Genomic DNA, 23,634 nt, shown 5'->3' on the forward strand with positions numbered 1-23,634 from the left:
ATAAGCATCTATTTTTGCAGGAGAAGAAGTCAAATGGTAGGATAAAATAGAAAATATACGCGTAGATTAAAGGAATGGGTACACTTTATGTGGGAAACTGTCTCGACATTCATAAGAAAATATGACTTGCTGCCAGCCAACACAATTGTGGTGGTAGGTGTCAGTGGCGGAGCAGATTCCATGGGTTTGCTTCATTATTTAGATTCCATCAAAGAAGCTAAACGCTTGAAGCTGGTGGTGGCCCACGTCGATCATATGTTCCGAGGGGCGGAATCCGAAGAGGATATGATGTTTGTAAAGCAGCATTGTGAAAAAAGAGGCCTTCTCTTTGAAGCAGAACAAATAGATGTATCTGCCTATCAAAACGAGAAGAAACTCACCGTGCAAGTTGCAGCAAGAGAATGCCGCTATGCTTTTTATGAAAAAGTGATGAAGAAATATCGCGCTGACGTTCTCGCGCTCGGTCATCATGCAGACGATCAGGTGGAAACCATTCTGATGAGACTTGGAAGAGGAGCATCGATGACTGGATATGCCGGCATTCTTCCTACACGTACTTTTGGAGATGGAGTCATCGTGCGGCCGTTCTTGACTGTCACAAAGTCTGAAATCATGGAATATCTAAAAGCCCATGAAGTTCCATTCAGGCATGATCCAAGCAATGACAAGGACGCTTACAGAAGAAACAGGCTGCGGCATCACATTCTGCCAATCCTGAAGGAGGAATTTCCCGGACTTCATCAGAGGTTCCAAGCTTTCAGCGAGCAGATTCAAGAAAGTGAACAATACATAGGGGCATTAATGGAAAAGGAATGGATTGACGTTATTAAGAGTAAAGAGAACGACAGGGTGGTATTGGACAGAAAACCTTTGCTTTTCATGGCTAAACCTTTACAAAGGCGTGGGATTCAACTAATATTAAACTATCTCTATAATAATGAAATTCCTCCATCTCTTTCCTCTATACATATTGATAATTTATTATCCTTATTGGAAAGTGAACACCCTTCTGGAAGGCTGCATTTCCCAAATGGCTTACAGGTTATTAAATCCTATAATGAATGCACATTGACATTTGATAAGGATGAAAGTGATAAAGCCTACAAGCATCTGCTTGAAGTCCCTGGCAATGTAAAGCTGCCAACCGATTTTATGATCACCAGCGAGATTTGGACACAATATAAACCTCAAGATGTCAAAGAAAATCAAGCAGTGATCGATTTATCGAAGGTCGTCCTTCCACTATATGCGCGAACCCGTCTTGACGGTGATCGAATCAAGCTGAAGGGGACAAACGGCTCCAAAAAAATCAAAAGCATCTTCATAGAAGGTAAAATACCTCTGCAACAACGAGATACATGGCCTTTAATTGTCGATGCCAACCAAGAGATTTTGTGGATGCCTATGCTTAAACGTTCCACTTTTGAAGCAACAGAGGAAACGATGGGTCCTGTTTTAGTATTAACATGCAAGACGAGTCAAAAAGTTTGGGAGGCAACAAAGAAATGAACAAAGATATCGAAAAAGTACTCTTTAGTGAAGAAGAGCTTCAAGTAAAGGTTAGAGAATTAGGTGCACAATTAACAGAGGACTACAGTGATCGTTTTCCTTTGGCAATCGGCGTGTTAAAAGGCGCAATGCCTTTTATGGGTGACCTTATCAAACGTATGGATACATATTTGGAAATGGATTTCATGGACGTTTCAAGCTACGGAAACTCCACTGTTTCCTCTGGTGAAGTAAAAATCCTAAAAGACTTGGATACTTCAGTAGAAGGAAGAGACATCCTTATTATTGAGGACATCATCGACAGTGGCTTGACGCTAAGCTACTTAGTGGAACTATTCCGCTATCGTAAAGCGAAAACCATCAAGATTGTTACACTGCTTGACAAGCCAAGCGGAAGAAAAGCAGATATTAAAGCTGACTATGTCGGGTTCATCGTACCAGATGAGTTCGTTGTAGGATATGGCCTTGATTATGCTGAAAAATATCGTAACCTTCCGTATATCGGAGTATTGAAACCTGAAATTTATTCTAACGTAGAAGAATAAGCTATCCCAATACAGATTCCTTGAATTGGATTAATTTACTATGTTACTATTGGTTTAGTTTGGCTATCGTGGGAGGAGGTAAGGGATGAACAGAATATTTCGTAATACCATCTTTTATTTATTAATATTTTTAGTGGTCATTGGTGTTGTGAGCTTTTTCAATAGCCCTGACACGAGCGAAAAACCGATCACCTATAATACATTCATCCAGAATCTTGAAGAAAATAAGGTGGAGGAATTCACCATCCAACCAACGCGTTCGGTATATGAAGCACGCGGTAAATTGGAAGGCGCTAAAGAAGGGGAAACGTTTGTAACGGTCTTCCCAAATAGTGCGAGTGCTCTAGAGCGCGTGGAAAACATTGCAGAAGAACAAAACATTCCAATGACAGTTGATCCGGCGGAAGAAACGAGTGGTTGGGTAACCTTCTTTACTTCGATTATTCCTTTTGTCATTATCTTTATCTTATTCTTCTTCTTACTTAATCAAGCACAGGGCGGCGGAAGTCGTGTGATGAATTTTGGTAAAAGTAAGGCAAAGCTCTATAGCGAAGAGAAGAAAAAGGTTAAATTTAAAGACGTTGCTGGTGCAGATGAAGAAAAGCAAGAGCTTGTCGAGGTAGTGGAATTCTTGAAGGATCCACGTAAATTCTCTGAGCTTGGTGCCCGTATCCCTAAAGGGGTTCTGCTAGTCGGACCTCCTGGTACAGGTAAAACATTACTTGCAAGAGCAGTTGCTGGAGAAGCTGGCGTACCATTCTTCTCTATCAGTGGTTCTGACTTTGTGGAAATGTTCGTTGGGGTCGGTGCATCCCGTGTACGTGACCTTTTCGAAAATGCAAAAAAGAACGCTCCATGTATCATTTTCATTGATGAGATCGATGCAGTAGGTCGCCAACGTGGCGCAGGCCTAGGTGGAGGTCATGATGAGCGTGAACAGACATTAAACCAATTGCTTGTTGAAATGGATGGTTTCGGTGCGAACGAAGGTATCATCATCGTTGCAGCAACGAACAGACCGGACATTCTTGACCCGGCATTATTGAGACCTGGTCGTTTTGACCGTCAAATAACTGTCGATCGCCCTGACTTAAAAGGCCGTGAAGCAGTACTGAAAGTCCATGCAAGAAATAAACCTATCGATGACAGTATCAATATGAAGACAATCGCGATGCGTACCCCTGGTTTCTCTGGGGCCGACCTTGAAAACTTGTTGAATGAAGCTGCACTTGTGGCTGCAAGACGAGACAAGAAGCATATCGATATGTTGGATATTGATGAGGCTATTGATAGAGTAATTGCTGGACCTGCTAAAAAGAGCAGAGTTATCTCCAAAAAAGAGCGTAATATCGTTGCCTATCATGAAGCAGGGCATACGATTATCGGTGTTGTGTTGGATGAAGCTGATACGGTACATAAAGTTACGATTGTACCTCGTGGGCAGGCTGGCGGTTATGCGGTCATGCTTCCAAAAGAAGACCGTTACTTTATGACAAAACCAGAGCTGTTAGACAAGATCACAGGTCTATTGGGTGGTCGTGTTGCAGAGGAAATCACATTTGGCGAAGCAAGTACTGGTGCCCACAATGACTTCCAACGTGCAACAGGAATAGCGCGCAAAATGGTTACCGAATACGGAATGAGCGAAAAACTTGGTCCATTGCAATTTGGTCAGGCTTCAGGAGGGCAAGTCTTCCTTGGCCGTGATATCCAAAATGAGCAAAACTACAGTGATGCCATTGCACACCAAATTGATTTGGAGATTCAACGTTTCATCAAAGAGTGTTATGAAAGAGCCAAGCAGATTCTTACGGAAAACCGTGATAAGCTGGAACTTGTAGCACAAACTCTATTAGAGGTTGAAACACTTGATGCAGATCAAATCAGACACCTATATGACAAAGGGAAGCTTCCAGAACTTCCTGTAAAAGCTGACGGTGGCGAAGACGTGAAAGTGAACATCAACTCTAAAAAAGATGAAACCAAAACTGAATCCACTGACGAAAACAAACCTGAATAAACAAAAAGGTGCCTGGAGTAAAAATCAGGCACCTTTTTTATGTAATCCAAGCGTTAAATGGGAATATCCCCTGTTGACTGAAGTGCAGGGATGAGATTGTAGTTTCTAGCTGTTGATTGGAGCAAAAGGCGAAGACTCCTGAGGGAGATAGCGCTAGGTGGAGACCCCACAGGCGTAGCCGAGGAGGCTCCAGCAGCGCCCCTAGGAAAGCAAAGCCATTTGCGGAAATCAACAGCGGCGTTCAAAGAGGTTCGATAAGTGAGGGGGCTCAAGGTCGCCCCGCGGAAAGCTAACCCCGGAACGGAAGGAAAAAGAGTTACGCAAACACTAGAATTCTGTCGAATCATGATTTCCCGAGGAATAATTATTTCTATTGGGTCAGTTAGGTTACCATATAGTATAATGAAACTAATTTTAAAGCATGGTGGGGATATAAATGTTATTTGTGTTGGATGTCGGAAATACCAATACCGTAATAGGTGTATATGACGGAGAAGAACTAAAACATCACTGGCGTGTCGAAACAAGCCGTAATAAAACAGAAGACGAATTCGGGATGATCTTCAAATCCCTTCTTGAACATGTAGGCTTAAGCTTTAAAGACTTTGAAGGAATCATCATTTCATCAGTTGTGCCGCCAATCATGTTCTCCCTTGAAAGAATGTGCCAAAAATACTTTCATCTAAAACCATTGATTGTCGGACCAGGAATCAAAACAGGTTTAAACATAAAATATGAAAACCCAAGAGAAGTAGGAGCCGACAGAATCGTCAATGCTGTGGCGGGGATCCACCTTTACGGCAGCCCATTAGTTATTGTGGACTTTGGTACTGCAACTACCTATTGCTACATAAACGAAGACAAGCAATATATGGGGGGCGCGATTGCACCGGGAATAAGCATTTCCACAGAAGCGCTTTACTCACGTGCGTCCAAGCTTCCAAGAATAGAAATTGCCAGACCAGATGGAGTGATTGGCAAAAACACCGTAAGTGCGATGCAAGCGGGCATTCTTTTTGGCTATGTTGGCCAGGTTGAGGGTATCGTAAATCGTATGAAGAAACAAAGTGATGTGACACCGAAAGTTATCGCAACCGGTGGTCTTGCTGCCCTTATCGGCAATGAGTCAGATGTCATTGATATTGTGGACCCTTTCTTGACGTTAAAGGGATTGCATTTAATTTATATGAAAAATACTAAAGAGGATTGAAACACGAAAGGAGCTAACTAGCATGTCAGACTATCTCGTAAAAGCTTTGGCTTTTGAAGGCCAAGTACGTGCCTATGGAATTAGAACAACAGAAACAGTGGGAGAGGCTCAACAGCGCCATCAGACATGGCCAACTGCGTCCGCCGCATTAGGCCGTGCAATGACTGCATCGGTGATGATGGGAGCAATGCTAAAGGGTGAAAATAAACTTACCGTGAAAATAGATGGCGGTGGTCCGATTGGGGTAATCTTAGTCGACAGCAACGCAAAGGGACAAGTTCGCGGCTATGTGACCAACCCTCAAACGCATTTTGACTTGAATCAGCACGGTAAGCTTGATGTAGCACGTGCTGTCGGAACAAATGGAACACTTTCCGTTGTAAAAGACCTTGGACTAAGAGAGCATTTTTCCGGTCAAACAGAATTAATTTCAGGAGAGCTTGGAGAGGACTTCACTTATTATCTTGTATCTTCCGAGCAGGTGCCTTCTGCTGTCGGAGTGGGTGTACTTGTTAATCCTGATAACACGATTCTTTCAGCTGGAGGTTTCATCATTCAACTTTTACCAGGAACGTCTGAAGAGACAATTACATTGATTGAAGAGAAAATCAATAATATGACCCCTGTTTCCAAGTTGATTGAAAGAGGCCTAACGCCGGAAGAACTTTTGACAGAAATCCTTGGAGAAGGAAATGTCAAAGTACTAGAAACCATGCCGATTGAATTTAAATGTACATGCTCAAAAGAGCGCTTTGAACAAGCGATCATTTCTTTGGGAGAAAAGGATATTACAGAAATTATCGAGGAAGATGGTCAAGCAGAAACACACTGTCATTTCTGTAATGCAAAGTATCTTTTCAGCAAAGAAGAATTAGAGGCAATGAGGGAGCAAGTTAAAGGCTAGGGGGCACATATGAACGAAAAGCGGAGATTAAAACAAAAGTGGGTATGGAATATCATCTTTGGTCTCGTGATTATCAATTGCCTCACACTAGCTGTAGTGGCGAAACAGGCTTTTTCCTTGAGAGAAGCAGCTGATGCAAGTGCATTTGTGAACGGTCAGGCGAATATAGTTGCAACGGTAGGCGATACGGTCATCACGAGAAAAGATATGTTAGAGGAACTTGAAGGCATGTATGGGCAGGAAATGCTCACAAAAATGGTTAATAATGAAGTGGTCAAGCAAATTGCGAAGAAATACAAGGTGACGGTTTCAGAACAGTCGGTCGACAGAGAATGGAAGATGATCAAAACGATGTACAGCCGTTCCCCTTTGCATACAAATACTTCTGAAGAGCTGGTGAAGGACCAAATTCGTTCCAGTTTATTGCTCGAAGAACTGCTTGTAAAGGATGTCAACATACCAGATGCGGAGCTTGAAAGTTATTATCAAGAAAACAAGCAGCTTTATACGATTGAGGACTCTTTTCATCTCTCACATATTATCGTAGAGACGAAAGATGAGGCAGAGGCTGTTGTAAAAGAATTAGAGGATGGATCCAATTTTACGTCTCTTGCGATGGAAGTCTCAACGGATGAGTTGACAGCAAATCAAGGAGGCGACCTTGGGTTTTTAACACATGAATCGCAAGTTTATCCGAATGTCTATATGACGGAAGCTGCAAACTTAAAAGAGAAAACGTGGAGCGATCCAATTTCTGTTGATGAAAAGTACGCCATCATCTACCTTCATGAAAAAATGAACGGAGTCACATATTCTTTTGATGAAGTAAAAGATCAGATTCGACGACACCTTGCGATGGAACACATGGACGGTTCAGTGGATGCGTCCATATTCTGGGACGAGGTTGGTGTGGAGTGGAACCTGCCGTCTGCACAATAGGTCGAACCAAATAAATTGACAATTCAGATTTAATGGTGTTAAATGGGATTAATCCGACAAAAACACTAAGTTTTAAAGACAGGGGGAAAAATAATGGTACGAGTAGCAAATTCTATTGATGAGTTAGTCGGGAAGACTCCCGTCGTAAAGCTGAATCGAATTGTAGAAGAAGATATGGCTGATGTGTATTTGAAGCTTGAATTCATGAATCCGGGCAGCAGTGTAAAAGACCGTATTGCCCTAGCAATGCTTGATGCTGCGATAGAAGACGGTAAATTAAAAGAAGGCGACACAATCATTGAGCCTACTAGCGGAAATACCGGGATCGGACTAGCAATGATTGCGGCAGCTAAAGGGCTGAAGGCTATTCTAGTCATGCCTGAGACGATGAGCTTGGAGAGAAGAAATCTCCTTCGTGCATATGGAGCAGAACTGGTACTTACACCAGGTCCGGAAGGTATGGGTGGAGCGATCCGAAAAGCGGAAGAATTGGCTAAGGAAAAAGGGTTATTCATGCCCCAGCAGTTCAATAATCCGGCAAACCCTGAGATTCATCGTAACACGACAGGAAAAGAGATTGTCGAGCAATTCAGCGACGGTCTTGATGCCTTTGTTTCTGGTATCGGAACAGGTGGTACCATCACAGGTGCCGGCGGGGTCTTAAAGGAAGCATTCCCCGGCATTAAGATTGTGGCGGTGGAGCCGGCTGATTCCCCGGTGCTTTCCGGCGGTAAACCAGGGCCCCACAAAATTCAGGGAATCGGTGCAGGGTTTGTTCCTTCTATCTTGGATACAAACATCTACGATCAAGTAATTACCGTGAAAAATGAAGAAGCGTTTGAATATGCACGCCTTGCCGCTAAACGTGAAGGGTTGCTTGGAGGTATCTCCTCAGGAGCTGCTATTTCCGCGGCTTTACAAGTGGCCAAAGAGCTGGGTAAAGGGAAAAAGGTGCTGGCCATTATCCCTAGTAACGGGGAACGCTATTTAAGCACACCATTATATCAATTTGAAGAATAGGTTATCTTAAGGGGAACAGTTTGTTGAGCTGTTTCCCTTTTCTTTTTATCGTGCATCAGAGTGTAATTTTCATGTAATATAAAGGTAGTATGCAATTTAGGAGCGTGACAGCAAGAATGCAAAAGGTGCCTGTTGGAATGAAGCTAACGTTAAATGAAGATCAATGGTTTGCAAAATATAAAACACTTGCGAAGGACAAGCCATATCATGTCCTGTTAGAGAGTGGTCGTGGGGGAAGATATCATATTATCGGGCTAGATCCAATCGCCTCCGTGCAAGGAAAAGGAAAAGAGCTGCACATCGATTATCTTGATGGCAAAAAAGAAAAGAGAAGCGGCAATCCTTTAATGTTATTACAAGAGGTCATCTCTGAGCGATCTATTCAAAAACTACAAGGTTTTCCTGACTTTACAGGCGGAGCGATTGGTTATCTGACCTACGATTGCGTCAGATACATTGAGCGTTTGCCCGAAATCGCGGAGGATGACCTCGCATTGCCTGACCTTTATTTCTTGTTATTTGATGATGTGTTTGTCTATGACAAAGAAGAAAGTGTGCTCTATTTGATTAGCCATGCTGATGTGGGACAGGAAGAGGCAGCTAAAACTCGCCTGGAACTATATAAAAGGCAATGGGAAAAGCAAGTGGAAAAAGCAGTCTATCCGTATACACCAGAAAGGCAGCCGGTCGACAACAGAGAGGTCTCTTTTACAGAAGAGGATTTCATAAAAGCTGTGAAAAAGGTTCAAGCATATATTGCTCAAGGTGATGTCTTTCAAGTGAATCTTTCGGTCAGACAGGGAGAACCCCTCATGACACATCCAATGGAAGTTTACTCGTCTTTGAGAAAAATCAACCCTTCTCCATATATGGGATACTTGCAATTCCCCGATTTCCAGCTGGTCAGCGGTTCCCCTGAACTTTTAGTAAAGAAAAAGGGCGATGTGGTAAGTACAAGGCCGATAGCAGGCACAAGATCCCGCGGGATGACGGATGAAGAAGACCGCAGGCTTGCACAAGAGCTGATAGATAATGAGAAAGAGCGTGCCGAACATGTCATGCTGGTGGACTTGGAGAGGAATGACCTGGGCCGGGTCTGCGAATACGGCACGGTGGAAGTGAATGAATTCATGGCGATTGAAAAATATTCACATGTCATGCATATCGTGTCCAATGTCCAGGGAGTGTTGAAAGAAGGAAAAAACATTTCCGATATCATCGAGGCGACCTTCCCGGGCGGAACCATAACAGGTGCCCCAAAGGTGAGGACGATGGAGATCATAGAAGAGCTTGAGCCGGTAAGGCGTTCTGTATATACTGGTTCCATAGGGTGGATCGGCTATGATGGGGAAATGGAACTCAACATCTCCATCCGGACGATGATTGCCAAAGACGGCATGGCCTATGTGCAGGCCGGCGCCGGAGTGGTCATTGATTCCGTGCCGAAGCGGGAATATAAAGAGTCCTTAAAGAAAGCCGCGGCCCTATGGAAAGCAAAAGAGCTGAGTGAAGAAGAGTTAAAAAAACGAGCAGAGGTGAGAGTATGATTTTAATGATCGATAACTATGATTCATTTACGTACAATTTGGTGCAATACTTAGGGGAGCTTGGAGAGGAATTGGTGGTAAAGCGTAATGACGAAATTACCATTGAGGAAATAGAAGCGCTCAACCCTGAATTTTTGATGATATCTCCTGGTCCTTGTTCACCGAATGAGGCGGGAATTAGCTTAGAAGTAATCAAGCATTTTGCCGGCAAGAAACCTATTTTTGGCGTGTGCCTTGGACATCAATCCATTGCCCAGGTTTTTGGCGGAGACGTGATTCAGGCGGAAAGATTGATGCATGGGAAGACATCTGAGATGCATCATGATGAAAAAACGATTTTCCGTACACTGCCAAACCCTTTTGTTGCGACGAGATACCATTCTTTGATCGTGAAAAAAGAAACACTTCCGGAATGCTTTGAGATAACAGCATGGACAGATCAAGATGAAATAATGGCCATCCGCCATAAAGAGCTGCCGATTGAAGGAGTTCAATTTCACCCGGAATCTATCATGACCTCAGTAGGAAAAGAATTATTGCGCAACTTCATTGCCGCCTACTCTACAAAAAAGGTATAACATGATTGTTTATAAGGATGGAAGTTGGCAACCGATAGAAGAGACAAATGTATCTGTAATGGATCACGGTTTTCTATACGGAGTGGGGCTTTTTGAAACATTCCGGACGTATAACGGCGTCCCGTACTTGTTTCATGATCACCTGAAACGTTTAAGGGACGGATTAGAGTCCGTCTATATAGAGTGGAGCCATACAGATGAACAGCTGCGGGAATTAGTAACAGAAGCTTTGGAGAAAAACGGGTTAACGGATGGTGTGATCCGTCTGAATGTTACTGCCGGCATCAGCAATTGGGGTCTTCCGACTGAAACGTACCGGGCCCCGTCCTTGCTGTTGTTCACAAGGCCTGTTCCTGAACACCATGCAGCGAGTAAAAATGCGGTGATTTTGAACCGGAGACGCAATACCCCTGAAGGTGATACAAGGTTAAAGTCTCACCACTACTTAAATAATCTTTTAGGTAAAAGGGAAATAGGGAACAGGCCGGATGTAGAAGGGATCTTTCTTACAGAGGAAGGGTTTGTAGCAGAAGGGCTTGTCTCCAATATCTTTTGGATAAAAGGGGGCACCGTCTATACCCCGAGCATTTCAACAGGGATCTTAAATGGGGTGACTAGAAAGTTCATCTTGCACTTATGCTCCCTAATCAACCTGGAAGTGAAGGAAGGGAAGTTCCCTCTAGAGGAACTTTTAGAAGCCGATGAGGTATTCATCACCAACTCCACCCAGGAAATAATACAGATTGCAAAACTTGATGACACAGTATTTCCCACGGTGAATTCATTGTGGCTCACTTGTCTGAAGGATTTGTATAAACAGAGTACAGAACAACAATTGATGTCCTATCAACAGGTAAAGAAGGTAGATTGGAAAAATGGGAAATACGAACTTATATCAAACGAAGCTGACATGTGGACCGTATAACTTGCCGCTGGGTGAAAAAACCTTAATCATGGGGATCTTGAATGCCACTCCCGATTCTTTTTCTGATGGAGGCAAATACAATGAAGTGCAAAAGGCGGTCCTGCGCGCAAAGGAACTTGTGGAGCAAGGTGCGGACATCCTGGATATTGGCGGGGAATCGACCAGGCCTGGCGCGGAGAAGGTGAGCCTTGAGCAGGAACTCGAACGGGTCATTCCGGTTATACAGGCTATTTCAAAAGAGGTGCAAGTTCCTATTTCCATCGACACCTATAAGGCGGAAGTGGCGAAACAGGCAATACAGGCAGGCGCCCACATCATCAATGACGTATGGGGGGCAAAGGGAGACCCTGACATGCCCGCTGTTGCGGCCGAGCTTCAAGTACCAATCATCCTTATGCAAAATCGGAAAGAGCGGGACTACTACCAATTGATTCCGGATATGATCAGCGACTTATTTGAGAGCATTACATTGGTCAAGCGTGCCGGGGTGAAGGATGAAAATATCATCTTGGACCCGGGGATAGGATTTGCTAAAACATATGAAGACAATATTAAAGTGATGCAAAAGCTCGACCATTTCCATACACTTGGATACCCGCTGCTGCTCGGTACGTCCAGAAAAAGATTTATCGGCCATGTGTTAGATCTTCCGGCCGAGGAAAGAATGGAAGGAACCGGGGCCACCGTGTGCCTTGGCATACAGAAGGGCTGCCACATTGTCCGTGTACATGATGTGAAAGAGATTGCACGTATGGCAAAGATGATGGATGCCATGCTTTTTGAAGGAGGGCCTACCTATCGATAAAATATATGTAAATCAGATGAAATTCTACGGATACCATGGCGTATTTCCGGAAGAAACGAAACTTGGCCAACGGTTTATGATTGATCTGACAGTAGAACTCGATTTATCCAAAGCGGGTAAAACGGATGACCTTACCCAGTCAGTGAACTATGCAGATCTATACAATACATGTAAAAAAGTAGTCGAGGGTGAAACGCACAAATTGGTGGAAACCGTTGCGGAGAGAATTGCAGAGGAGATTCTGTCGTCCTTTGAACGGATTAAAAGTTGTACCATTAAAGCAATCAAGCCGGATCCTCCAATTCCTGGACACTATGAATCTGTAGCAGTAGAAATTACGAGGGGTCGTTCTTAATGAATACAGCCTATATTGCCCTGGGGTCCAATCAAGGGAATCGTGCCGGGTACCTTGAGCAGGCCGTGCAGCAGATTAGGGAACATGACAAGATAACCTTAGAGAAGGAATCTTCCATCTACGAAACAGATCCTGTCGGCTTTACGGACCAGGACAAATTTTTAAATATGGTAATTAAAGTAAACACCGAGTTAACGCCTATTGATTTATTAAAGGTATTACAGGGATTCGAGCATTTTTTTGGTCGGAAAAGAGAGGTGCGCTGGGGTCCGCGTACTTTAGACCTTGACATTTTATTGTATAACCAAGAAAATATTGAAACAGAAGAGCTTATTATCCCGCATCCAAGAATGTGGGAAAGAGCTTTTGTTTTTGTTCCTTTAATGGAGATCGCAGAAAGTAAAGATCTGCCCATAGAGATAGATAGAAAAGAACTTCTTGCACAACAAGATAGAGAAGGGGTACATGTATGGAAGCCGAAAAGTGGGGAAGACGTATCCGGGCTTACCGAAAGCTAAAAGGATATACCCAAGAATCATTTGCAAAAAATCTTCATATATCAGTCTCTGTTCTAGGAGAAGTTGAACGGGGAAACCGCGTTCCTTCAGAAGAGCTTGTTCAGTCGATTGCCAAGGAACTGAATATTACTGTTGAGGAACTTGAACCACCAGAACTAACCAGAGAGGAGGTCAAAAACTGATGTTGAAAATCGGCGATATCACCATGAAAAACCAAGTGGTCTTAGCGCCAATGGCAGGAGTATGTAATGCCGCGTTCCGCCTGACGGTGAAAGAATTCGGAGCGGGCCTTGTCTGTGCCGAGATGGTAAGTGACAAAGCGATTCTCTATAAAAATGCCAAAACGATGGGCATGCTTTATATTGATGAGCGCGAGAAACCACTAAGTCTGCAAATCTTTGGAGGCGAGAAGGATACGCTTGTGGAAGCGGCGAAGTTCGTGGACAAAAACACCACAGCAGACATTATTGATATCAATATGGGTTGCCCGGTACCTAAGATCGTCAAGTGTGACGCAGGTGCAAAATGGCTGCTTGATCCGAACAAAATCTATGAGATGGTGGCAGCTGTTGTAGATGCAGTCGACAAGCCTGTTACGGTTAAAATGCGCACCGGGTGGGACGAAGATCATATCTTTGCCATTGAAAATGCCCGTGCCGTTGAACGAGCAGGGGGGCAAGCGGTAGCGGTCCATGGCCGTACTAGAGTCCAAATGTATGAGGGACATGCAGACTGGGACATCATCAAGCAGGTAAAAGAGTCTGTCAACATCCCTGTCATCGGAAACGGAGACGTTCAAACTCCTCAGGATGCAAAAAGAATGCTGGAGGAAACGGGAGTCGACGGTGTCATGATCGGTCGCGCGGCACTCGGAAACCCTTGGATGATCTACAGTACGGTACAGTACTTGGAAACAGGAAAGCTTGTCGGGGAACCATCTGTTCGTGAAAAAATGGACGTGTGTAAGCTGCACCTTGATCGTCTTATCGACCTCAAAGGAGAAAATACAGCAGTGCGCGAAATGCGCAAACATGCCGCGTGGTATCTAAAAGGCATCCGCGGCAACGCATTAGTTCGTAACTCCATTAATGAATGCAACACAAGAATGGATCTTGTAAGTTTGCTTGATAACCTTGTGGAAGAATCTGAGGAAAAAGAAGCAATGGCTTCGCAAGTGATCTAAGCGACGCTAGGCGACTGTACCCCAAAAACTCGTTTGAACTGCCAGTAAGTTACTACTGGCAGTTTTAGCTTTATTTATAGTTGGAAAGTCTATATGATAGATAAAAGAAAAGCTGCTACATAATGGAGTAGATAAATTACTAGTTGGAGTTGAATGAAATGAGTCAAGAAGAATTAAACTTGAATGACCAGTTGATGGTTAGGAGAGAAAAATTACAAAAACACCGCGATAAAGGATTAGATCCGTTCGGAGCTAGATTTGAGCGCACAAATGATTCCAAAGAACTGATTAACCAGTACGGAGAAATCGAAAAAGAACAATTGGACGAGCAGGAAATTGCAGTAACACTTGCCGGGCGCATCATGACAAAGCGCGGCAAAGGAAAAGCGGGCTTTGCGCATATCCAGGACCTTACCGGCCAAATCCAACTATACATCCGTAAAGATGCTGTAGGAGATGAAGCGTACGAAATCTTCAACTCAGCAGATATCGGCGACATCGTCGGAGTAACAGGTTTTGTTTTCAAAACAAAAGTAGGCGAGCTTTCTATTAAAGCAACTTCTTTTGAATTGCTTACAAAAGCATTGCGCCCGCTGCCTGAGAAGTACCACGGACTTAAAGATGTGGAACAGCGTTACCGTCAACGCTATCTAGATCTAATCACAAACCCAGAGAGCAGAGAAACATTCATTGCTCGCTCTAAGATTATCCAAGCGATGCGCCGTTATTTGGACGACCATGGCTACCTAGAAGTCGAAACACCAATGATGCACTCCATCGCCGGTGGAGCTTCAGCACGTCCGTTTATCACACATCACAATACATTAGATATGACGTTATACATGCGTATTGCGATTGAGCTTCATCTAAAACGCCTGATTGTCGGTGGTTTAGAGAAAGTTTATGAAATCGGGCGTGTATTCCGTAACGAAGGTGTATCCACTCGACATAATCCTGAATTCACCATGATTGAACTATATGAAGCGTACGCTGACTATAAAGATATTATGAGCCTGACAGAGAACCTTGTAGCTCACATTGCCAAGGAAGTCTTAGGCAGCACGAAGGTTCAGTATGCCGACAGCGAAATTGATCTGACACCTGAGTGGAAGCGACTGCACATGGTAGACGCAGTTAAGGAAGCAACAGGCGTAGACTTCTGGCAGCAGATGACTGATGAGGAAGCGCGTGCTCTTGCAAAAGAACATGGCATTCAAATTACAGAACATATGCAGTTCGGTCATATCTTGAACGAATTCTTTGAGCAAAAAGTAGAAGAGACGCTTATTCAACCTACATTCATCTATGGACACCCAGTGGAAATCTCTCCACTAGCTAAGAAGAATGCAGAAGACCCGCGTTTCACAGATCGTTTTGAATTGTTCATCGTTGGCCGTGAGCATGCAAATGCCTTCACAGAGCTTAACGATCCAATCGATCAAAAAGAGCGTTTCGAAGCGCAGCTTAAAGAAAAAGAGCAAGGTAATGACGAAGCACACGAAATGGATCACGACTTCATCGAGGCACTTGAGTACGGTATGCCGCCAACAGGTGGACTTGGAATCGGAATCGACCGTCTTGTTATGTTATTGACAAACTCTCCTTCTATTAGAGATGTATTGTTATTCCCGCAAATGAGACACCGTTAATTCTATATAGTAACGCCGCGCTGCGAATAAGCAGCGCGGCGTTTTTGTTAAGGCTTGACGATTAATGGTGGCCATTTAATTAAGGTGGAAACACGCACTGAATAATGAGACTATTACAACATTACCATTTAACGAAAATAATCGAAAAAACCTATTGCCTTTGTATTCTAGCGATGGTATATTAATATTCGTTGTCACAAACGACATCGTTTCTTCCGAAAAAAAGAAATGAAAAAAGTTGTTGACACAAACCAATTGATTTGGTAAGATAATAAAGTCGCCTTGAGAGAGACGACAGAGTAAATGATCTTTGAAAACTAAACAAAACAACAGCGTCATAACGTCGGTTCTACGGAACACGATAAAATGATTTAAGTAACACAAGCTAGCAAATTTTGAGCAAAAGCTCAGACTCTTTATTGGAGAGTTTGATCCTGGCTCAGGACGAACGCTGGCGGCGTGCCTAATACATGCAAGTCGAGCGGACCTTTTAAAAGCTTGCTTTTGAAAGGTCAGCGGCGGACGGGTGAGTAACACGTGGGCAACCTGCCTGTAAGACTGGGATAACTTCGGGAAACCGGAGCTAATACCGGATAATATAAGGAACCTCCTGGTTCTTTATTGAAAGATGGTTTCGGCTATCACTTGCAGATGGGCCCGCGGCGCATTAGCTAGTTGGTGAGGTAACGGCTCACCAAGGCAACGATGCGTAGCCGACCTGAGAGGGTGATCGGCCACACTGGGACTGAGACACGGCCCAGACTCCTACGGGAGGCAGCAGTAGGGAATCTTCCACAATGGACGAAAGTCTGATGGAGCAACGCCGCGTGAGCGATGAAGGCCTTCGGGTCGTAAAGCTCTGTTGTTAGGGAAGAACAAGTGCGAGAGTAACTGCTCGCACCTTGACGGTACCTAACCAGAAAGCCACGGCTAACTACGTGCCAGCAGCCGCGGTAATACGTAGGTGGCAAGCGTTGTCCGGAATTATTGGGCGTAAAGCGCGCGCAGGTGGTCCTTTAAGTCTGATGTGAAAGCCCACGGCTCAACCGTGGAGGGTCATTGGAAACTGGGGGACTTGAGTGCAGAAGAGGAAAGTGGAATTCCAAGTGTAGCGGTGAAATGCGTAGAGATTTGGAGGAACACCAGTGGCGAAGGCGACTTTCTGGTCTGTAACTGACACTGAGGCGCGAAAGCGTGGGGAGCAAACAGGATTAGATACCCTGGTAGTCCACGCCGTAAACGATGAGTGCTAAGTGTTAGAGGGTTTCCGCCCTTTAGTGCTGCAGCTAACGCATTAAGCACTCCGCCTGGGGAGTACGGTCGCAAGACTGAAACTCAAAGGAATTGACGGGGGCCCGCACAAGCGGTGGAGCATGTGGTTTAATTCGAAGCAACGCGAAGAACCTTACCAGGTCTTGACATCCTCTGACACTCCTAGAGATAGGACGTTCCCCTTCGGGGGACAGAGTGACAGGTGGTGCATGGTTGTCGTCAGCTCGTGTCGTGAGATGTTGGGTTAAGTCCCGCAACGAGCGCAACCCTTGATCTTAGTTGCCAGCATTCAGTTGGGCACTCTAAGGTGACTGCCGGTGACAAACCGGAGGAAGGTGGGGATGACGTCAAATCATCATGCCCCTTATGACCTGGGCTACACACGTGCTACAATGGACGGTACAAAGGGCAGCAAAACCGCGAGGTCGAGCCAATCCCATAAAACCGTTCTCAGTTCGGATTGCAGGCTGCAACTCGCCTGCATGAAGCCGGAATCGCTAGTAATCGCGGATCAGCATGCCGCGGTGAATACGTTCCCGGGCCTTGTACACACCGCCCGTCACACCACGAGAGTTTGTAACACCCGAAGTCGGTGGGGTAACCTTTTGGAGCCAGCCGCCTAAGGTGGGACAGATGATTGGGGTGAAGTCGTAACAAGGTAGCCGTATCGGAAGGTGCGGCTGGATCACCTCCTTTCTAAGGAATGTACGCTTGTTGTTTTGTTTAGTTTTGAGAGAGCATTCTCTCATTTTAGATAAATCTTCGGATTTATCGAAGTTGTTCCTTGAAAACTAGATAATGTAACTAATATCAAGATATTCACAAAATATCGTTCATCTTAGTAATTTTCTTTATAGATATCATCGCTGATATCGACACATGACCATATTGGTCAACGGTTAAGTTATTAAGGGCGCACGGTGGATGCCTTGGCACTAGGAGCCGATGAAGGACGGGACTAACACCGATATGCTTCGGGGAGCTGTAAGTAAGCTTTGATCCGGAGATTTCCGAATGGGGAAACCCACTGCTCGTAATGGAGCAGTATCCTTATCTGAATACATAGGGTATGGAAGGCAGACCCGGGGAACTGAAACATCTTAGTACCCGGAGGAAGAGAAAGCAAACGCGATTTCCTGAGTAGCGGCGAGCGAAACGGAATTAGCCCAAACCAAGAGGCTTGCCTCTTGGGGTTGTAGGACACTCAACATGGAGTTACAAAGGAACGGGGTAAATGAAGCGATCTGGAAAGGTCCGTCATAGAAGGTAAAAACCCTGTAGTTGAAACTTCGTTCCCTCCTGAGTGGATCCTGAGTACGGCGGGACACGAGAAATCCCGTCGGAAGCAGGGAGGACCATCTCCCAAGGCTAAATACTCCCTAGTGACCGATAGTGAACCAGTACCGTGAGGGAAAGGTGAAAAGCACCCCGGAAGGGGAGTGAAATAGATCCTGAAACCGTGTGCCTACAAGTAGTTAGAGCCCGTTAATGGGTGATAGCGTGCCTTTTGTAGAATGAACCGGCGAGTTACGATTACGTGCAAGGTTAAGTCGATGAGACGGAGCCGTAGCGAAAGCGAGTCTGAATAGGGCGCATGAGTACGTGGTCGTAGACCCGAAACCAGGTGATCTACCCATGTCCAGGGTGAAGTTCAGGTAACACTGAATGGAGGCCCGAACCGACTCACGTTGAAAAGTGAGCGGATGAGGTGTGGGTAGGGGTGAAATGCCAATCGAACCTGGAGATAGCTGGTTCTCTCCGAAATAGCTTTAGGGCTAGCCTCATGTGTTAGAGTCTTGGAGGTAGAGCACTGATTGGACTAGGGGTCCTCATCGGATTACCGAATTCAGTCAAACTCCGAATGCCAAAGACTTATCCATGGGAGTCAGACTGCGAGTGATAAGATCCGTAGTCAAGAGGGAAACAGCCCAGACCGCCAGCTAAGGTCCCCAAGTATACGTTAAGTGGAAAAGGATGTGGAGTTGCTTAGACAACCAGGATGTTGGCTTAGAAGCAGCCACCATTTAAAGAGTGCGTAATAGCTCACTGGTCGAGTGACTCTGCGCCGAAAATGTACCGGGGCTAAACGTATCACCGAAGCTGCGGACTGTTCTTACGAACAGTGGTAGGAGAGCGTTCTAAGGGCGTTGAAGCTAGACCGTAAGGACTGGTGGAGCGCTTAGAAGTGAGAATGCCGGTATGAGTAGCGAAAGAAGGGTGAGAATCCCTTCCACCGAATGCCTAAGGTTTCCTGAGGAAGGCTCGTCCGCTCAGGGTTAGTCGGGACCTAAGCCGAGGCCGAAAGGCGTAGGCGATGGATAACAGGTTGATATTCCTGTACCACCTCCACTCCGTTTGAGCAATGGGGGGACGCAGAAGGATAGGGTAAGCGCGCTGTTGGATATGCGCGTCTAAGCAGTAAGGCTGAGAAGTAGGCAAATCCGCTTCTCATTAAGGCTGAGCTGTGATAGCGAGGGAAATATAGTACCGAAGTTCCTGATTTCACACTGCCAAGAAAAGCCTCTAGCGAGGAGTATGGTGCCCGTACCGCAAACCGACACAGGTAGGCGAGGAGAGAATCCTAAGGTGAGCGAGAGAACTCTGGTTAAGGAACTCGGCAAAATGACCCCGTAACTTCGGGAGAAGGGGTGCTCTGTTAGGGTGTTAAAGCCCGAGAGAGCCGCAGTGAATAGGCCCAGGCGACTGTTTAGCAAAAACACAGGTCTCTGCGAAGCCGTAAGGCGAAGTATAGGGGCTGACGCCTGCCCGGTGCTGGAAGGTTAAGGGGAGAGGTTAGCGCAAGCGAAGCTTTGAACCGAAGCCCCAGTAAACGGCGGCCGTAACTATAACGGTCCTAAGGTAGCGAAATTCCTTGTCGGGTAAGTTCCGACCCGCACGAAAGGCGTAACGATCTGGGCACTGTCTCAACCAGAGACTCGGTGAAATTATAGTACCTGTGAAGATGCAGGTTACCCGCGACAGGACGGAAAGACCCCGTGGAGCTTTACTGTAGCCTGATATTGAATTTTGGTACAGCTTGTACAGGATAGGTAGGAGCCTGAGAAGCCGGAGCGCTAGCTTCGGTGGAGGCGTCGGTGGGATACTACCCTGGCTGTATTGAAATTCTAACCCGCAGCCCTTATCGGGCTGGGAGACAGTGTCAGGTGGGCAGTTTGACTGGGGCGGTCGCCTCCTAAAGAGTAACGGAGGCGCCCAAAGGTTCCCTCAGAATGGTTGGAAATCATTCGCAGAGTGTAAAGGCACAAGGGAGCTTGACTGCGAGACCTACAAGTCGAGCAGGGACGAAAGTCGGGCTTAGTGATCCGGTGGTTCCGCATGGAAGGGCCATCGCTCAACGGATAAAAGCTACCCCGGGGATAACAGGCTTATCTCCCCCAAGAGTCCACATCGACGGGGAGGTTTGGCACCTCGATGTCGGCTCATCGCATCCTGGGGCTGTAGTCGGTCCCAAGGGTTGGGCTGTTCGCCCATTAAAGCGGTACGCGAGCTGGGTTCAGAACGTCGTGAGACAGTTCGGTCCCTATCCGTCGTGGGCGCAGGAAATTTGAGAGGAGCTGTCCTTAGTACGAGAGGACCGGGATGGACGCACCGCTGGTGTACCAGTTGTCTTGCCAAAGGCATAGCTGGGTAGCTACGTGCGGACGGGATAAGTGCTGAAAGCATCTAAGCATGAAGCCCCCCTCAAGATGAGATTTCCTTTTACTTCGGTAAGTAAGATCCCTGAAAGATGATCAGGTAGATAGGTTCGAGGTGGAAGCGTGGCGACACGTGCAGCTGACGAATACTAATCGATCGAGGACTTAACCCAAATAAGTATCGAAATAAGTGAACGATATGAATATCTTGATAAGAACACATTATCTAGTTTTGAAGGATCAACCTTCAACTGAATATGTCTGGTAATGATGGCGAAGAGGCCACACCCGTTCCCATACCGAACACGGAAGTTAAGCTCTTCAGCGCCGATGGTAGTTGGGGGATCTCCCCCTGTGAGAGTAGGACGTTGCCAGGCATTTATATGGAGGATTAGCTCAGCTGGGAGAGCATCTGCCTTACAAGCAGAGGGTCGGCGGTTCGATCCCGTCATCCTCCACCATTTAGATTTTTTCATATAATGAAAATTAATCTTATGCCGGTGTAGCTCAGTTGGTAGAGCAACTGACTTGTAATCAGTAGGTCGTGGGTTCGACTCCTATCGCCGGCACCATCTTTCTTGACATAACGAAGTTATGGTCAACTAAATTGCATAATATCACTTTTATTACGTGCCATTAGCTCAGTCGGTAGAGCATCTGACTTTTAATCAGAGGGTCGAAGGTTCGAGTCCTTCATGGCACACCATTTATTTTGCGGGTGTGGCGGAATTGGCAGACGCGCTAGACTTAGGATCTAGTGTCTTTGACGTGGGGGTTCGAGTCCCTTCACCCGCATTGTAATTTTATATTAGCGGAAGTAGTTCAGTGGTAGAACACCACCTTGCCAAGGTGGGGGTCGCGGGTTCGAATCCCGTCTTCCGCTCCAACAGATTTGCCCTTGCCGGGGTGGCGGAACTGGCAGACGCACAGGACTTAAAATCCTGCGGTAGGTGACTACCGTACCGGTTCGATTCCGGTCCTCGGCACCAGAGTTTTTTACAGTAGTAAAATAACTTTCATCTATATGCGCCCGTAGCTCAATTGGATAGAGCGTTTGACTACGGATCAAAAGGTTAGGGGTTCGAGTCCTCTCGGGCGCGCCATTATCGGGGAGTAGCTCAGCTTGGTAGAGCACTTGGTTTGGGACCAAGGGGTCGCAGGTTCAAATCCTGTCTTCCCGACCAGTAGAAACTTTTATATTATGGGGCCTTAGCTCAGCTGGGAGAGCGCCTGCTTTGCACGCAGGAGGTCAGCGGTTCGATCCCGCTAGGCTCCACCAACAGAACTTTTGATTTAATGATCTTTGAAAACTAAACAAAACAACAGCGTCATAACGTCGGTTCTACGGAACACGATAAAATGATTTAAGTAACACAAGCTAGCAAATTTTGAGCAAAAGCTCAGACTCTTTATTGGAGAGTTTGATCCTGGCTCAGGACGAACGCTGGCGGCGTGCCTAATACATGCAAGTCGAGCGGACCTTTTAAAAGCTTGCTTTTGAAAGGTCAGCGGCGGACGGGTGAGTAACACGTGGGCAACCTGCCTGTAAGACTGGGATAACTTCGGGAAACCGGAGCTAATACCGGATAATATAAGGAACCTCCTGGTTCTTTATTGAAAGATGGTTTCGGCTATCACTTGCAGATGGGCCCGCGGCGCATTAGCTAGTTGGTGAGGTAACGGCTCACCAAGGCAACGATGCGTAGCCGACCTGAGAGGGTGATCGGCCACACTGGGACTGAGACACGGCCCAGACTCCTACGGGAGGCAGCAGTAGGGAATCTTCCACAATGGACGAAAGTCTGATGGAGCAACGCCGCGTGAGCGATGAAGGCCTTCGGGTCGTAAAGCTCTGTTGTTAGGGAAGAACAAGTGCGAGAGTAACTGCTCGCACCTTGACGGTACCTAACCAGAAAGCCACGGCTAACTACGTGCCAGCAGCCGCGGTAATACGTAGGTGGCAAGCGTTGTCCGGAATTATTGGGCGTAAAGCGCGCGCAGGTGGTCCTTTAAGTCTGATGTGAAAGCCCACGGCTCAACCGTGGAGGGTCATTGGAAACTGGGGGACTTGAGTGCAGAAGAGGAAAGTGGAATTCCAAGTGTAGCGGTGAAATGCGTAGAGATTTGGAGGAACACCAGTGGCGAAGGCGACTTTCTGGTCTGTAACTGACACTGAGGCGCGAAAGCGTGGGGAGCAAACAGGATTAGATACCCTGGTAGTCCACGCCGTAAACGATGAGTGCTAAGTGTTAGAGGGTTTCCGCCCTTTAGTGCTGCAGCTAACGCATTAAGCACTCCGCCTGGGGAGTACGGTCGCAAGACTGAAACTCAAAGGAATTGACGGGGGCCCGCACAAGCGGTGGAGCATGTGGTTTAATTCGAAGCAACGCGAAGAACCTTACCAGGTCTTGACATCCTCTGACACTCCTAGAGATAGGACGTTCCCCTTCGGGGGACAGAGTGACAGGTGGTGCATGGTTGTCGTCAGCTCGTGTCGTGAGATGTTGGGTTAAGTCCCGCAACGAGCGCAACCCTTGATCTTAGTTGCCAGCATTCAGTTGGGCACTCTAAGGTGACTGCCGGTGACAAACCGGAGGAAGGTGGGGATGACGTCAAATCATCATGCCCCTTATGACCTGGGCTACACACGTGCTACAATGGACGGTACAAAGGGCAGCAAAACCGCGAGGTCGAGCCAATCCCATAAAACCGTTCTCAGTTCGGATTGCAGGCTGCAACTCGCCTGCATGAAGCCGGAATCGCTAGTAATCGCGGATCAGCATGCCGCGGTGAATACGTTCCCGGGCCTTGTACACACCGCCCGTCACACCACGAGAGTTTGTAACACCCGAAGTCGGTGGGGTAACCTTTTGGAGCCAGCCGCCTAAGGTGGGACAGATGATTGGGGTGAAGTCGTAACAAGGTAGCCGTATCGGAAGGTGCGGCTGGATCACCTCCTTTCTAAGGAATGTACGCTTGTTGTTTTGTTTAGTTTTGAG

The 23,634-nt window shown here is 46.2% G+C and carries 16 protein-coding genes, 9 tRNA genes and 4 rRNA genes; all 29 read left to right on the forward strand.

Annotated elements, in window-relative coordinates; translation table 11 throughout:
* Positions 1-87 precede the first annotated feature (87 nt).
* The 29 genes from tilS (at position 88) to K7887_RS00540 (ending at position 23,596) form a co-directional block, all read left to right on the forward strand.
* Positions 88-1,509, forward strand: a complete 1,422-nt coding sequence (gene tilS, locus K7887_RS00400) for a tRNA lysidine(34) synthetase TilS (RefSeq protein ID WP_223491744.1) — start codon at positions 88-90, stop codon at positions 1,507-1,509.
* Positions 1,506-2,054, forward strand: a complete 549-nt coding sequence (gene hpt, locus K7887_RS00405; RefSeq protein ID WP_223491745.1) for a hypoxanthine phosphoribosyltransferase — start codon at positions 1,506-1,508, stop codon at positions 2,052-2,054. Before tilS ends, hpt begins: the two co-directional genes overlap by 4 nt.
* A gap of 85 nt (positions 2,055-2,139) precedes the next feature.
* Positions 2,140-4,074 (forward strand): ATP-dependent zinc metalloprotease FtsH, encoded by a 1,935-nt coding sequence (ftsH, locus tag K7887_RS00410; protein ID WP_223491746.1) that lies wholly within the window; start codon positions 2,140-2,142, stop codon positions 4,072-4,074.
* A gap of 436 nt (positions 4,075-4,510) precedes the next feature.
* Positions 4,511-5,284 carry a type III pantothenate kinase gene (locus K7887_RS00415; protein WP_223491747.1) on the forward strand — a complete coding sequence of 258 codons (774 nt, stop codon included), beginning with the start codon at positions 4,511-4,513 and terminating at the stop codon, positions 5,282-5,284.
* Between the two features lie 22 nt (positions 5,285-5,306).
* On the forward strand, positions 5,307-6,188 hold the full coding sequence (gene hslO, locus K7887_RS00420) for an Hsp33 family molecular chaperone HslO (protein WP_223491748.1): 882 nt from the start codon (positions 5,307-5,309) through the stop codon (positions 6,186-6,188).
* A gap of 9 nt (positions 6,189-6,197) precedes the next feature.
* A complete protein-coding gene (locus K7887_RS00425; protein ID WP_223491749.1) occupies positions 6,198-7,127 on the forward strand; it encodes a peptidyl-prolyl cis-trans isomerase in 930 nt (309 codons plus the stop codon).
* Between the two features lie 93 nt (positions 7,128-7,220).
* Positions 7,221-8,147: a cysteine synthase A gene (gene cysK / locus K7887_RS00430; RefSeq protein ID WP_223491750.1), complete on the forward strand. Its 927-nt coding sequence runs from the start codon at positions 7,221-7,223 to the stop codon at positions 8,145-8,147.
* Between the two features lie 116 nt (positions 8,148-8,263).
* The gene (locus K7887_RS00435) at positions 8,264-9,694 is read left to right on the forward strand and encodes an anthranilate synthase component I family protein (protein WP_223493547.1); all 1,431 of its coding nucleotides are present in this window, start codon (positions 8,264-8,266) and stop codon (positions 9,692-9,694) included.
* Positions 9,691-10,272 carry an aminodeoxychorismate/anthranilate synthase component II gene (gene pabA, locus K7887_RS00440; RefSeq protein WP_223491751.1) on the forward strand — a complete coding sequence of 194 codons (582 nt, stop codon included), beginning with the start codon at positions 9,691-9,693 and terminating at the stop codon, positions 10,270-10,272. The genes K7887_RS00435 and pabA overlap by 4 nt, the downstream gene beginning before the upstream one ends.
* A gap of 1 nt (position 10,273) precedes the next feature.
* A complete protein-coding gene (gene pabC / locus K7887_RS00445; protein ID WP_223491752.1) occupies positions 10,274-11,197 on the forward strand; it encodes an aminodeoxychorismate lyase in 924 nt (307 codons plus the stop codon).
* A complete protein-coding gene (folP, locus tag K7887_RS00450) occupies positions 11,148-12,002 on the forward strand; it encodes a dihydropteroate synthase (RefSeq protein ID WP_223491753.1) in 855 nt (284 codons plus the stop codon). The genes pabC and folP overlap by 50 nt, the downstream gene beginning before the upstream one ends.
* Positions 11,995-12,357, forward strand: a complete 363-nt coding sequence (gene folB, locus K7887_RS00455) for a dihydroneopterin aldolase (RefSeq protein WP_223493548.1) — start codon at positions 11,995-11,997, stop codon at positions 12,355-12,357. Before folP ends, folB begins: the two co-directional genes overlap by 8 nt.
* Positions 12,357-12,875 carry a 2-amino-4-hydroxy-6-hydroxymethyldihydropteridine diphosphokinase gene (gene folK, locus K7887_RS00460; protein WP_223491754.1) on the forward strand — a complete coding sequence of 173 codons (519 nt, stop codon included), beginning with the start codon at positions 12,357-12,359 and terminating at the stop codon, positions 12,873-12,875. Before folB ends, folK begins: the two co-directional genes overlap by 1 nt.
* Positions 12,827-13,057, forward strand: coding sequence for a helix-turn-helix domain-containing protein (locus K7887_RS00465; protein WP_223491755.1), 231 nt, complete (start codon positions 12,827-12,829; stop codon positions 13,055-13,057). Before folK ends, K7887_RS00465 begins: the two co-directional genes overlap by 49 nt.
* On the forward strand, positions 13,057-14,058 hold the full coding sequence (dusB, locus tag K7887_RS00470; protein WP_223491756.1) for a tRNA dihydrouridine synthase DusB: 1,002 nt from the start codon (positions 13,057-13,059) through the stop codon (positions 14,056-14,058). Before K7887_RS00465 ends, dusB begins: the two co-directional genes overlap by 1 nt.
* Before the next feature lie 158 nt (positions 14,059-14,216).
* A complete protein-coding gene (gene lysS / locus K7887_RS00475; RefSeq protein WP_168866012.1) occupies positions 14,217-15,707 on the forward strand; it encodes a lysine--tRNA ligase in 1,491 nt (496 codons plus the stop codon).
* A gap of 416 nt (positions 15,708-16,123) precedes the next feature.
* Positions 16,124-17,675 (forward strand): 16S ribosomal RNA (locus tag K7887_RS00480).
* A 201-nt stretch (positions 17,676-17,876) separates the two neighbouring features.
* Positions 17,877-20,808 (forward strand): 23S ribosomal RNA (locus K7887_RS00485).
* 87 nt (positions 20,809-20,895) lie between these two features.
* A 5S ribosomal RNA gene (rrf, locus tag K7887_RS00490) occupies positions 20,896-21,012 on the forward strand.
* A gap of 8 nt (positions 21,013-21,020) precedes the next feature.
* Positions 21,021-21,096 (forward strand) — tRNA-Val (locus K7887_RS00495).
* Positions 21,097-21,131: 35 nt separating this feature from the next.
* A tRNA-Thr gene (locus K7887_RS00500) sits at positions 21,132-21,207 on the forward strand.
* A 58-nt stretch (positions 21,208-21,265) separates the two neighbouring features.
* Positions 21,266-21,341 (forward strand) — tRNA-Lys (locus K7887_RS00505).
* A gap of 8 nt (positions 21,342-21,349) precedes the next feature.
* Positions 21,350-21,430, forward strand: a tRNA-Leu gene (locus tag K7887_RS00510).
* A 16-nt stretch (positions 21,431-21,446) separates the two neighbouring features.
* Positions 21,447-21,521, forward strand: a tRNA-Gly gene (locus K7887_RS00515).
* Positions 21,522-21,535: 14 nt separating this feature from the next.
* Positions 21,536-21,624, forward strand: a tRNA-Leu gene (locus K7887_RS00520).
* Positions 21,625-21,661: 37 nt separating this feature from the next.
* Positions 21,662-21,738: transfer RNA gene (locus K7887_RS00525), tRNA-Arg, on the forward strand.
* 4 nt (positions 21,739-21,742) lie between these two features.
* Positions 21,743-21,819 (forward strand) — tRNA-Pro (locus K7887_RS00530).
* 19 nt (positions 21,820-21,838) lie between these two features.
* Positions 21,839-21,914, forward strand: a tRNA-Ala gene (locus tag K7887_RS00535).
* Between the two features lie 130 nt (positions 21,915-22,044).
* Positions 22,045-23,596: ribosomal RNA gene (locus K7887_RS00540) — 16S ribosomal RNA — on the forward strand.
* The 16S, 23S and 5S rRNA genes sit together here with 9 tRNA genes alongside, the layout of an rRNA operon.
* Positions 23,597-23,634: the final 38 nt, after the last annotated feature.

Origin of the sequence: Sutcliffiella horikoshii (genome assembly GCF_019931755.1) — a bacterium.
Taxonomy (GTDB): domain Bacteria; phylum Bacillota; class Bacilli; order Bacillales; family Bacillaceae_I; genus Sutcliffiella_A; species Sutcliffiella_A horikoshii_E.

Coding starts and splice junctions, on each gene's coding strand:
- tilS (WP_223491744.1), top strand. CDS start 88: ATGTGGGAAACTGTCTCGACATTCATAAGAAAATATGACTTGCTGCCA.
- hpt (WP_223491745.1), top strand. CDS start 1,506: ATGAACAAAGATATCGAAAAAGTACTCTTTAGTGAAGAAGAGCTTCAA.
- ftsH (WP_223491746.1), top strand. CDS start 2,140: ATGAACAGAATATTTCGTAATACCATCTTTTATTTATTAATATTTTTA.
- K7887_RS00415 (WP_223491747.1), top strand. CDS start 4,511: ATGTTATTTGTGTTGGATGTCGGAAATACCAATACCGTAATAGGTGTA.
- hslO (WP_223491748.1), top strand. CDS start 5,307: ATGTCAGACTATCTCGTAAAAGCTTTGGCTTTTGAAGGCCAAGTACGT.
- K7887_RS00425 (WP_223491749.1), top strand. CDS start 6,198: ATGAACGAAAAGCGGAGATTAAAACAAAAGTGGGTATGGAATATCATC.
- cysK (WP_223491750.1), top strand. CDS start 7,221: ATGGTACGAGTAGCAAATTCTATTGATGAGTTAGTCGGGAAGACTCCC.
- K7887_RS00435 (WP_223493547.1), top strand. CDS start 8,264: ATGCAAAAGGTGCCTGTTGGAATGAAGCTAACGTTAAATGAAGATCAA.
- pabA (WP_223491751.1), top strand. CDS start 9,691: ATGATTTTAATGATCGATAACTATGATTCATTTACGTACAATTTGGTG.
- pabC (WP_223491752.1), top strand. CDS start 10,274: ATGATTGTTTATAAGGATGGAAGTTGGCAACCGATAGAAGAGACAAAT.
- folP (WP_223491753.1), top strand. CDS start 11,148: ATGGGAAATACGAACTTATATCAAACGAAGCTGACATGTGGACCGTAT.
- folK (WP_223491754.1), top strand. CDS start 12,357: ATGAATACAGCCTATATTGCCCTGGGGTCCAATCAAGGGAATCGTGCC.
- K7887_RS00465 (WP_223491755.1), top strand. CDS start 12,827: ATGGAAGCCGAAAAGTGGGGAAGACGTATCCGGGCTTACCGAAAGCTA.
- dusB (WP_223491756.1), top strand. CDS start 13,057: ATGTTGAAAATCGGCGATATCACCATGAAAAACCAAGTGGTCTTAGCG.
- lysS (WP_168866012.1), top strand. CDS start 14,217: ATGAGTCAAGAAGAATTAAACTTGAATGACCAGTTGATGGTTAGGAGA.